The 10690-nt window shown below is 61.3% G+C and carries 10 protein-coding genes; 9 read left to right on the top strand and 1 reads right to left on the bottom strand.

Features of this window, described 5'->3' with window-relative positions:
- Window positions 1-74: 74 nt before the first annotated feature.
- The 3 genes from FLQ44_RS19290 to hemB all read left to right on the top strand — a co-directional run bounded on the left by FLQ44_RS19290 (window position 75) and on the right by hemB (window position 2984).
- On the top strand, window positions 75-1565 hold the full coding sequence (locus FLQ44_RS19290) for an alanine/glycine:cation symporter family protein (RefSeq protein ID WP_147695667.1): 1491 nt from the start codon (window positions 75-77) through the stop codon (window positions 1563-1565).
- A 67-nt stretch (window positions 1566-1632) separates the two neighbouring features.
- The gene (locus FLQ44_RS19295; RefSeq protein WP_147695668.1) at window positions 1633-1857 is read left to right on the top strand and encodes a hypothetical protein; all 225 of its coding nucleotides are present in this window, start codon (window positions 1633-1635) and stop codon (window positions 1855-1857) included.
- Between the two features lie 125 nt (window positions 1858-1982).
- On the top strand, window positions 1983-2984 hold the full coding sequence (gene hemB / locus FLQ44_RS19300; RefSeq protein ID WP_147695669.1) for a porphobilinogen synthase: 1002 nt from the start codon (window positions 1983-1985) through the stop codon (window positions 2982-2984).
- 48 nt (window positions 2985-3032) lie between these two features.
- Here the strand turns inward: hemB and FLQ44_RS19305 are convergent, their stop codons facing one another.
- Entirely contained in the window at window positions 3033-3221 is a 189-nt protein-coding gene (locus tag FLQ44_RS19305) for a hypothetical protein (RefSeq protein ID WP_147695670.1), read from the bottom strand.
- Window positions 3222-3397: 176 nt separating this feature from the next.
- Here FLQ44_RS19305 and FLQ44_RS19310 point away from each other — a divergent pair, with 176 nt between their 5' ends.
- The 6 genes from FLQ44_RS19310 to FLQ44_RS19335 all read left to right on the top strand — a co-directional run bounded on the left by FLQ44_RS19310 (window position 3398) and on the right by FLQ44_RS19335 (window position 10420).
- On the top strand, window positions 3398-4597 hold the full coding sequence (locus tag FLQ44_RS19310) for a glycine C-acetyltransferase (protein WP_147695671.1): 1200 nt from the start codon (window positions 3398-3400) through the stop codon (window positions 4595-4597).
- A 180-nt stretch (window positions 4598-4777) separates the two neighbouring features.
- Entirely contained in the window at window positions 4778-5803 is a 1026-nt protein-coding gene (tdh, locus tag FLQ44_RS19315) for an L-threonine 3-dehydrogenase (RefSeq protein ID WP_147695672.1), read from the top strand.
- A gap of 171 nt (window positions 5804-5974) precedes the next feature.
- Window positions 5975-7075: a chorismate synthase gene (gene aroC, locus FLQ44_RS19320; protein ID WP_147695673.1), complete on the top strand. Its 1101-nt coding sequence runs from the start codon at window positions 5975-5977 to the stop codon at window positions 7073-7075.
- A gap of 39 nt (window positions 7076-7114) precedes the next feature.
- Window positions 7115-8527 carry an EAL and HDOD domain-containing protein gene (locus FLQ44_RS19325; protein WP_147695674.1) on the top strand — a complete coding sequence of 471 codons (1413 nt, stop codon included), beginning with the start codon at window positions 7115-7117 and terminating at the stop codon, window positions 8525-8527.
- A gap of 176 nt (window positions 8528-8703) precedes the next feature.
- Window positions 8704-9549 carry a pirin family protein gene (locus FLQ44_RS19330; RefSeq protein ID WP_147695675.1) on the top strand — a complete coding sequence of 282 codons (846 nt, stop codon included), beginning with the start codon at window positions 8704-8706 and terminating at the stop codon, window positions 9547-9549.
- A gap of 10 nt (window positions 9550-9559) precedes the next feature.
- The gene (locus FLQ44_RS19335) at window positions 9560-10420 is read left to right on the top strand and encodes a pirin family protein (RefSeq protein WP_147695676.1); all 861 of its coding nucleotides are present in this window, start codon (window positions 9560-9562) and stop codon (window positions 10418-10420) included.
- The last annotated feature ends 270 nt before the right edge of the window (window positions 10421-10690 follow it).

Below are 10690 nucleotides of genomic sequence, written 5' to 3' on the forward strand. Positions count from 1 at the left end.
TGCGCGATGCGGTAGCCACTGACCAGGCTGCCGGCTTTGTGGGAAAGCAAATACCTGACATCAAAGGAGCAAACATGCAGGAACTCGTAGATTTTCTGAACGGCTGGATCTGGAGCAAAGGGCTGATTTTCCTTTGCCTGGGTGTGGGCCTGTACTTTTCTATCCGTAGCCGCTTTGCACAGGTACGCCACTTTGGCGAGATGATCCGCCTGATGTTTGACGGCAAGAGCGATAGTAGTGGTATCTCGCCATTCCAGGCTCTGGCCATGACGCTGGCTGGCCGTGTGGGTACCGGTAACATTGCCGGTGTGGCTACGGCTATCACCTTCGGCGGCCCTGGTGCCATTTTCTGGATGTGGATGGTAGCCTTCCTGGGTGCCAGCTCGGCCTTTGTCGAATCGACCCTGGGCCAGATCTACAAAGAAAAGATCAATGGCGAGTACCGTGGTGGCCCGGCTTTCTACATTGAAAAAGGCCTGGGCATGAAGCCCTTCGCTATCGTCTTTGCCATTGCCACCATCTTTGCTTGCGGCGTGCTGCTGCCGGGTACGCAATCCAACTCCATTGGTGCCGGCCTGGAAAAAGCACTGGGTATTGACCCGAATGTCACCGCTGCGATTCTGGCGCTGATGCTGGGCTTCATTATCTTTGGCGGTGTAAAACGCATTGCCAAGTTTGCCGAGATCGTGGTGCCGTTCATGGCGCTGGCTTACATCATTGTGGCCTGCGTGGTTGTTGCCCTGCATATCGACCAGCTGCCAAGCGTACTGGCATTGATCATCAAGAGTGCCTTCGGTATGGACGCCGGCTTTGGCGCCATCCTGGGTCTGGCGATCCAGTGGGGCGTGAAGCGTGGCGTGTACTCTAACGAAGCCGGCCAGGGTACTGGCCCGCACGCCTCGTCTGCCGCTGCGGTATCGCACCCGGCCAAGCAAGGTCTGGTGCAGGCATTCTCGGTGTATGTGGATACCCTGTTCGTGTGCTCGGCTACCGCTTTCATGCTGCTGATTACCGGCCAGTACAACGTACAAGGCCCGGATGGCCAGGCCATGTTTACCGGTATTGCCGGTGTGGCTGCGGGCCCGGGCTACGTGCAAACCGCCATGGAAAACATCATGCCGGGTTTTGGTAGCGTGTTTGTGGCTGTGGCACTGTTCTTTTTTGCCTTCACCACCATCATTGCCTACTACTACATCGCCGAAACCAATATTGCCTACCTGAACCGCAAGGTAAACCGCCCTTGGCTGACCCTGGTGCTGAAAGTGGGCATCATGGCTACCGTGGTATACGGCACCGTGAAAACCGCCGACCTGGCCTGGGGCCTGGGCGATATCGGTGTGGGCATCATGGCATGGATGAACATTGCCGCCATCCTGATGCTGCAAAAGCCGGCCTTTATTGCGCTGCGCGACTACGAAGCACAAAAAGCACAGGGCCTGGACCCGGTGTTCCACCCGGAAAAACTGGGTATCAAGAATGCCGACTACTGGACCGGCAACCAGGCAGAAGACAATCTGGCAGCCGAGCGCAAGCATGGCGGCCAACCGGTATACGACAAGGTTTGATATCCTTGCCGCAATCCGCTACACCATCACGCCGGGGAAACCCGGCGTTTTTTTATTTGAGGCCTGTATGGATCTGCTGCATTCCACCTGGTTCTGGGTATTGATGATTGTTGCCCCGGTGGGCACCGTGATTGCCACGCTGGCGCGCATGTCGCGCAAGACCGGCGATGGCAAGCTGCCGCCCGGCGTGCTGCCCGGTACCTATGCGCCGTCCAGCAAGGATGGCAGCCTGTATCGCCGCCCCGGCGAAGCGGCCCCCGCCGCAGAAGACACGCCGCCCGAACAGCGCTAGGTGCAGGGTTGGCCGCAGTGCGGCCAACTTGTGCTGCCGCAAATCGTATTGAACTAGTGCTGTCAGCCTGGTCTTAGCTTTGCTATCTTCATGCCCGTCCTGACACCTCTTGCTGAAAGACCTTCATGTTTGCCAATCGCTACTTTCCCGCTACCCGCCTGCGTCGCATGCGCCGTGATGACTTTTCCCGCCGCCTGATGCGTGAAAACGTGCTGACCACCAACGACCTGATCTACCCGGTATTTGTACTGGAAGGCGAGGGCCGCGAGGAAGAGGTAGCCTCCATGCCCGGCGTCAAGCGCCAGAGCCTGGACAAACTGCTGGACACCGCCGCCGAAGCCGTGGCGCTGGGCATTCCCATGCTGTCGCTGTTTCCGGTCATCGAAACCGGCAAAGATAACTCCGGCGAAGAAGCCTACAACCCCGACGGCCTGGTTCCCACCGTGGTGCGTGCACTGAAAGCGCGCTTCCCGCAGCTGGGCATCATGACCGACCTGGCGCTGGACCCGTATACCGTACACGGCCAGGATGGTCTGCTGGACGATAGCGGCTACGTGCTGAACGATGAAACCACCGAAATTCTGGTGCAGCAGGCGCTGTGCCACGCCGCCGCCGGTGCCGACGTGCTGGGCCCGTCCGACATGATGGACGGCCGCATCGGTGCCATCCGCAGCGCGCTGGAAGACGAAGGCTTTATCCACACCAAGATTCTGGCGTACAGCGCCAAATACGCGTCTGCCTTTTATGGCCCGTTCCGCGACGCAGTCGGCTCGGCGGCCAACCTGGGCAGTGCTGACAAATACACCTACCAGATGGACCCGGCCAACCTGGACGAAGCGCTGTACGAAGTGGCGATGGATCTGGAAGAAGGCGCCGACATGGTGATGATCAAGCCCGGCATGCCCTACCTGGACGTGATTCGCCGCATCAAGGACACCTTCAAGGTGCCCACCTACGCCTATCAGGTGTCCGGCGAGTACGCCATGCTGAAAGCCGCCGTGCAAAACGGCTGGCTCAATGAAGAAAAATGCATGATGGAAAGCCTGCTGGCGTTCAAGCGCGCCGGTGCCGACGGCATTCTTACCTATTACGCACTGGACGCCGCGCGGGTGATTCGCCGCGCTTAAGCTATCGCACGCCCTGACATGCAATGCGGCCAACCCTGGCCGCATTTTTTATGGCTGGCGCGCCGCTTTGGCGGCAAACATCACGCACTGGCGGCCGGTAGCTTCCAGTACATCCAGCGTCGGCGTGCGCTTGCTTTTGATCTGCATGGCACGGCAGCCGTAGGGAAAGCGCACATCGTGCGTAATGTAGTAGTGCTGGCAGTGGCGGCACTGCGGGGTAGGGGCGGGCTGGCTCACGGTAGAACGGGCAGGGCGATCAACAGCCGGCTATTGTCGCACGGCACGGTAACACTCACCCCCGGAAAATCGCGCGAAACTGTCCCTGATAATATGGCGGGCAGGGGTCTAGAATGGTGACAGAAACATTGCTGACATGTGCTTCCAGCGCAGCGGCCACACACCAGGAATCGCCCATGAACCCGACCTACCTCGCCCATCTGCAAACCACGCTGGCGCAAATCCGTGCCGACGGTTTTGAAAAGCCCGAGCGTGTGATTGCTACCCCGCAGCGCGCCGGTATCACCCTGAGTGGTGGCCGTGACGTGCTGAACTTCTGCGCCAACAACTACCTGGGCCTGGCCGACGACGCCCGCCTGATTGCAGCGGCCAAGCAAGGCCTGGACGACTACGGCTACGGCTGTGCCTCGGTACGCTTTATCTGCGGTACCCAGCAGGTACACAAAGACCTGGAAGCGGCGATTTCCGGCTTTCTGGGCACCGACGACACCATCTTGTATTCCAGCTGCTTTGACGCCAACGGCGGCGTATTCGAAACCCTGCTTTCCGAAGAAGACGCGGTGATCTCGGACGAGCTGAACCACGCCTCCATCATCGACGGCGTGCGCCTGTGCAAGGCCAAGCGCTTCCGCTACAAGAATAACGATATGGCCGACCTGGAAACCCAGCTGCAAGCCGCCGACGCCGCTGGCGCGCGCTTCAAGCTGGTGGTCACCGACGGCGTGTTTTCCATGGACGGCATCATCGCCGACCTGAAAACCCTGTGCGACGTGGCCGAGCGCTACGGTGCCATCGTGATGGTGGACGATTCGCACGCGGTAGGTTTTATCGGTGACAGCGGCGCCGGCACCCCCGAGCTGTGCGGCGTGGCCGACCGGGTGGATATCTACACCGGCACGCTGGGCAAGGCGCTGGGCGGCGCATCCGGCGGTTATGTGTCGGCGCGTCAGCCTATCGTGGATCTGCTGCGCCAGCGTTCGCGCCCCTATCTGTTTTCCAACACCTTGGCCCCGGCCATTACCGCCGCCAGCCTGAAAGTGCTGCAGATCCTGCAAACCGCAGAAGGCGACACGCTGCGCGCCCAGCTCAAGCGCAATGCCGATTACTTCCGCAGCGCCATGAGCGAGGCCGGCTTTACGCTGGTGCCGGGCCAGCACCCCATCATTCCGGTGATGCTGGGCGATGCCAAACTGGCCGGCGATATGGCCGCCGCCCTGCTGGACGAAGGCGTATTTGTCACCGGCTTTTCCTACCCGGTGGTACCCAAGGGCAAGGCGCGCATCCGCACGCAGATGTCTGCCGGCCACACGCTGGACCAGGTGCAGCACACGGTTGCCGCCTTCATCAAGGTTGGCCGCAAACTGGGCGTGATTTGATTATTGATTGGCCACGAGTTCCACGAAAGGACACGAACGCCTAGCTACCGCCCCCGCTACAAACACAGACAAAGCCTGCCATTCTGCGCAAAGCGCATGACAAAGCGGCAGTTCGTGTTTTTCGTGGGGTTCGTGGCCAGGGGTTTGCCGGAGCTTGTGGCGACCTGAAGAGATACTGACATGAAAGCACTCGCCAAACTGCAGGCCGCCCCCGGCCTGAGCATGACCGATGTACCAATGCCGGCAGTGGGCCATAACGACCTGCTGATCAAGATCACCAAAACCGCCATCTGCGGTACCGATATCCATATCTGGAACTGGGACGACTGGGCGCAAAAAACCATTCCGGTACCCATGCACGTGGGCCACGAGTACGTGGGCGTGGTGGCCGGCATGGGCTCGGAAGTACAGGGCTTCACCATTGGCCAGCGCGTTTCCGGCGAAGGCCACATCACCTGCGGCTACTGCCGTAACTGCCGCGCCGGCCGCCGCCACCTGTGCCGCAATACCACCGGCGTGGGCGTGAACCGCGAAGGCGCGTTTGCCGAATACCTGGTGATCCCGGCGTTCAATGCCTTCCCGATTCCGGACGACATTTCCGACGACCTGGCGTCTATCTTCGACCCGTTCGGCAACGCCGTGCACACTGCGCTCAGCTTCAACCTGGTAGGCGAAGACGTGCTGATTACCGGTGCCGGCCCCATCGGCATCATGGCGGTAGCCATCGCCAAGCACGTGGGTGCACGCCACGTGGTGATTACCGACGTGAACGATTACCGCCTGGAGCTGGCACGCCAGATGGGCGCCACCCGCGCCGTGAACGTTGGCCGCGAAGACCTGAAAACCGTGATGCAGGAACTGCACATGACCGAAGGCTTCGACGTGGGCCTGGAAATGTCCGGCAACCCGCACGCCTTCCGCCAGATGCTGGACGTGATGAACCACGGCGGCAAGGTAGCGCTGCTGGGTATCCCGCCGGCCAACACCTCCATCGACTGGAACCAGGTCATCTTCAAGGGCCTGGAGATCAAGGGTATCTACGGCCGCGAGATGTTCGAAACCTGGTACAAGATGGTGGCGCTGATCCAGTCTGGTCTGGATATCACCCCGATTGTGACCCACCACTTCAAGGTGGACGACTTCGAAGCCGGCTTTGCCGCCATGCTGTCTGGCCAGAGCGGCAAGGTGATTCTGGACTGGCAGTAAGCACGGGCACGAAACCTCGTGCATGGCTTATCGAACCCGGCTACGGCCGGGTTTTGTTTTATCAGCATGCTGCGGCCAACCTTCTGCCGGCCAGCGGCAGGGCGGGCGCTCGAACGCTAGCCAGCCATGCTAGAATCGGGTGAGATCACACAAGAATTCAGGGATAAAGCGATGTCTGGCAATAGCATGGGTTTGCTGTTTACTGTTACCTCTTTTGGCGAGAGCCACGGCCCGGGAATCGGCTGCATTGTGGATGGCTGCCCCCCGGGGCTGGCGCTGACCGAAGCCGATATCCAGCTGGAACTGGACCGCCGCAAACCCGGCACCAGCCGCCACGTTACCCAGCGCCGCGAGCCGGACGCTGTCGAGATCCTGTCCGGCGTGTACGAGGGCAAAACCACCGGCACGCCCATCGCCTTGCTGATCCGCAACACCGACCAGCGCAGCAAAGACTACGGCAATATCGCCGACACCTTCCGCCCCGGCCACGCCGACTATACCTACTGGCACAAGTACGGCATCCGCGACCCGCGTGGCGGCGGCCGCTCCTCGGCCCGTGAAACCGCCGTGCGCGTGGCGGCCGGTGCTATTGCCAAGAAGTGGCTGAGCGAGCAGTTCGGCATTGTGATTCGCGGCCACATGACGCAGATCGGCGACGTGGCCATCCCGTTCAAGAGCTGGGATCACGTAGACACCAACCCCTTCTTCGCCGCCGACGACTGCGTGGTGCCGCAGCTGGAAAGCTATATGGACAGTATCCGCAAGAGCCTGGACTCGGTGGGCGCCCGCTTGCGCGTGGTAGCCGATAATGTGCCGGTAGGCTGGGGCGAGCCGGTTTACGACCGCCTGGACGCCGACATCGCCTACGCCATGATGAATATCAATGCGGTGAAAGGCGTGGAAATTGGCGCCGGCTTTGGCTGCGTTACCCAGCGTGGCAGCGAGCACGGCGACGAGCTCACGCCCGAAGGCTTTGCCAGCAACCACGCCGGCGGCATTCTGGGCGGTATCTCTACCGGCCAGCAGATCGAAGTATCCATGGCCATCAAGCCGACCTCGTCCATCGCCCAGCCGCGCCGCAGTATCAACAAGGCCGGTGAAGCCATCCTGGTAGAAACCCACGGCCGCCACGACCCGTGCGTGGGCATTCGCGCTACCCCCATCGCCGAGGCGATGCTGGCCCTGGTGCTGATCGACCATGCGCTACGCCACCGCGCGCAGTGCGGCGACGTGCGTGTAGACACCCCGCGCATCCCCGGCAGCATCGGCTAAATTGACATTAACCTATCGCACCCTGATGGATGCCTGACCATGTTCAAGAACCTGTTCGACAAGCTGTCCCGCAAAGACGACACGCCGCAGGCGGCCAACGAGCCCGGCACCGCGCCGGGGGCAGGCAAGGCACAGCCCGCCAGCCAGGCTGCGGCTAGCCCGGCGCCGGTGCTGCCGCACACGCTGGGTTTTGTCACGCACCAGCCGCTGCACGATATGCAGCTGCGTGTGGTGGCCTACGAGTTCATGGTGCGCGATGCGGTCAAGCGCCGTGAATCCAGCGCCAGCCAGTGGTCGCAGTTCGACCGCCTGATGATCAGCACGCTCATCAATATGGATGTGTTCCGCCTGCTGGCCTTCCGCCGTGCGCTGGTGCATATCTCTACCATTTCGCTGGGCGACCCGGCGCTGGAAGGCTTTCCGGCCGAGCGCGTGATTTTTGTGCTGAACCCGGCCATGGACGAGCCGGTGACCGCCGACACCATCAGCAAAATCGACGCGCATCGCGCCGCCGGCCGCCGTTTTGCCATCGAGCCGGCGCTGTTTGGCCATAGCGTGTTGCCCCCGCCGCTGCAGGACGAGCTGCTGTCGCGCATGGACATGCTGATCATGGACTTTGCCGCCCCGGCAGACGAAGTACTGGCACCCTTTATGGACCAGCTGCCAGGCAAGTACCCGGCGGCGCGCTGGTACGCACGCAATATCGGCTCGGCGGAAGAGTTTGACGTGTGTGTGAAAACACCGGGGGCGGCCAAGCGCTTTGCGCTGTACCAGGGTAGCTTCCTCACCAACTTCCACCCGGTGCCCAATGCCAAGGCCGATGCCAGCCAGATGCGCGTGCTGGAAATCATGCGCCTCTTGCGCGCCGGTGCCGAAAGCCGCGAGATCGACGCGCAGTTCAAGCTGGACTCGGTCCTGCTGTTCAAACTGCTGCGCTTTATCAACTCGCCGATGAACGGCCTGTCGCGCAAAGTCATGACCATTGAAGAGTCGCTGATGCTGCTGGGGCGCGAGTCGCTGTTCAAATGGCTGACCATGCTGCTGTTTACTTCCCGCAAGAGCGAAGATGGTCGCTCGCTGGCGCTGCTGGAGCGCTCGCTGTTCCGCGCCCGCTTCATGGAGGCGCTGGGGCAGCAGGGCGGTAATCACAAGCTGGAGTGCGAGCACCTGTTCCTCACCGGCATGTTCTCGCTGCTGGATTCGCTGATGCAGGTCGAGCTCACCGATGCGCTGTCGCCGCTTGAGCTGCCACCCACGGTGATTGATGCGCTGCTGAACCAGCATGGCCTGTTTGCGCCTTACCTGGCGCTGGCCATCTCGGCCGAGCAAGACAACCACGAGCGCATGACCACCCTGGCCCGCATGCTGAAGCTGGACGCGGAAGACGTAAACCGCATCCACCTGGACGCCATGGTGTGGGCGCAGGAAATCCTGGGGCAAAACGCAGACTGAGTCTGCCCCGCCCCGCCCGCTACGCCAAACACCGCCTTGTGCGGTGTTTTTCATGTTGGCCGCCATGCCGCTGGCTTGCTCGGAATATTTGAAAGGCCTTGGCAGTTTTTTAATCTTTTATCAGCACGGCCATGTTTGTATATTGTCGCTATCAGCAATCAAGCAAGGAGTCAGTGATGAGCAGCGTTTTCGCATCCCGTCAGGTAGAGCGTCTGGTGCGCGGCATGGACACCGCCGACGGCGCAGGTGTCAAACTCAAGCGCGTGCTCACGCAAGACCTGCAGCGCCGGCTCGATCCCTTCCTGATGCTGGACGAGTTTCGCTCCGACAACCCGGGCGACTATATCGCCGGCTTCCCGCCGCACCCGCATCGTGGATTCGAAACCGTTACCTATATGCTGGCCGGCCGTATGCGCCATCGCGACAGCGGCGGTAACGAAGGCCTGCTCGGCCCGGGTGGCGTGCAATGGATGACCGCCGGGCGCGGGGTCATCCACTCCGAAATGCCCGAACAGGAAGAAGGCCTGATGCACGGCTTTCAGCTGTGGATCAACCTGCCCGGCGCCCGCAAGATGATTCCTGCTGCCTACCAGGACATCCCTGCGGCCAACATTCCGCTGCTGCAGCTGGAGCATGGCATCAGCGTCAAGGTCATCGCTGGCCACTACGGTGAGCAGGCAGGCAGCATCCAGCAGCCCGATACCCAGCCGCTGTATCTGGACATCAGCCTGCCGGCGGGGCAGCAGCTGGATGTTGCCATCGAGCCGGGCCACAATGCCTTCATCTATGTGTATCAAGGCAGCCTGGAGGTGGTAGGCCGTGCGGTGAGCGCCGGCCATATGGCCATCCTGTCGGCGCAAGGGGAGGGCGTGTCGCTCGCCACAGCCGAGGGGGCCCGCGTACTGGTGCTATCCGGCCAGCCGCTCAATGAAAGCATTGCCCAGTACGGCCCCTTTGTCATGAACACCCGCGCCGAGCTAGAGCAAGCGTTTGACGATTACCAGCAAGGCCGCTTGGCCTGAGGAATCCACCATGAACGACATCGTCCGCCGTATACAGCCCGCCAGCAAAGACATCGGCTTCATCGTACGCCGCCTGCTGCCGGCCATCGGTACCCGCAGCATCGGGCCTTTTGTGTTTCTCGACCATATGGGCCCGGCACACTTTGCCGCAGAAGGCACGGCCGGCGATGTCCGCCAGCACCCGCACATCGGCTTGGCCACCGTCACCTTTCTGCGCCAGGGCACCATGATGCACCGCGATAGCCTGGGTACCGCGCAGCGTATCACGCCGGGTGACATAAACCTGATGGTGGCCGGGCGCGGCATCGTGCACTCCGAGCGGGTGCCAGCCGATGTGCGCCAAGCTGGCCAGGCCATTGAAGGCCTGCAAATGTGGCTGGCGCTGCCGCAAGCCGACGAGGTCTGCGAGCCCGCCTTTCATCACTACGCCGCCAGCGCACTGCCCGTCTGGCAAGAAGGCGGTGCCCAGCTACAGCTGCTGATAGGCCATGCGGCCAACCATCAGTCGCCGGTACGCACCTTTGCCCCCACACTCTATCTCTCCTGGCAGCTGGCCGCCGGTGCCAGCCTCACCCTGCCGACTCATGTAGCAGAGCGTGGCCTGTACCTGTTTGATGGCAGCGTGCAGATCGGGGACGAAACCATCCAGGCGGGCGAGCTGGTGGTGCTCGGTGACACAGCCAGCCAGATCAGCACATCAGCAGGCGCCAGCGGTGTACTGTTTGGTGGCGCCCCGCTGGACGGACCGCGTTATCTGGACTGGAACTTCGTGGCCAGCGACCGTAGCCGCCTGCAGCAGGCGCGTGACGACTGGGCCAATGGCCCTTTTGCCATGGTAAATGGCGAAAGCGAGTTTATTCCGCTGCCCTGATCCATCGGCTGGCACATTACACCTCAGCAAGTTGGCCGCCTGCGGCCAACTTTTTTGCTTTTTGGTGCCGTTGCAAATCAACACCTTAAGCAAATACTTGCAGTTTATTGCGGGGTAAGTGTTGACGGGTTTTGGCTGTCTGGGTATAGTTCGCCTTCTCAGCTGACGACGCAAACGAAACAAGCCAGTCAGCACCGCTCTTTAACAGACCAAATAACCGATAGGTGTAAGTGTCTGGCTAAGCCAAATACTTGCACTGCAAAGATTTAG

Source organism: Vogesella mureinivorans, assembly GCF_007644035.1.
Classification (GTDB): Bacteria; Pseudomonadota; Gammaproteobacteria; order Burkholderiales; family Chromobacteriaceae; genus Vogesella; species Vogesella mureinivorans.

Bases quoted from the DNA above. Each gene is read 5' to 3' on its own strand.
- FLQ44_RS19290 (WP_147695667.1), top strand. From the start codon at position 75: ATGCAGGAACTCGTAGATTTTCTGAACGGCTGGATCTGGAGCAAAGGG.
- FLQ44_RS19295 (WP_147695668.1), top strand. From the start codon at position 1,633: ATGGATCTGCTGCATTCCACCTGGTTCTGGGTATTGATGATTGTTGCC.
- hemB (WP_147695669.1), top strand. From the start codon at position 1,983: ATGTTTGCCAATCGCTACTTTCCCGCTACCCGCCTGCGTCGCATGCGC.
- FLQ44_RS19310 (WP_147695671.1), top strand. From the start codon at position 3,398: ATGAACCCGACCTACCTCGCCCATCTGCAAACCACGCTGGCGCAAATC.
- tdh (WP_147695672.1), top strand. From the start codon at position 4,778: ATGAAAGCACTCGCCAAACTGCAGGCCGCCCCCGGCCTGAGCATGACC.
- aroC (WP_147695673.1), top strand. From the start codon at position 5,975: ATGTCTGGCAATAGCATGGGTTTGCTGTTTACTGTTACCTCTTTTGGC.
- FLQ44_RS19325 (WP_147695674.1), top strand. From the start codon at position 7,115: ATGTTCAAGAACCTGTTCGACAAGCTGTCCCGCAAAGACGACACGCCG.
- FLQ44_RS19330 (WP_147695675.1), top strand. From the start codon at position 8,704: ATGAGCAGCGTTTTCGCATCCCGTCAGGTAGAGCGTCTGGTGCGCGGC.
- FLQ44_RS19335 (WP_147695676.1), top strand. From the start codon at position 9,560: ATGAACGACATCGTCCGCCGTATACAGCCCGCCAGCAAAGACATCGGC.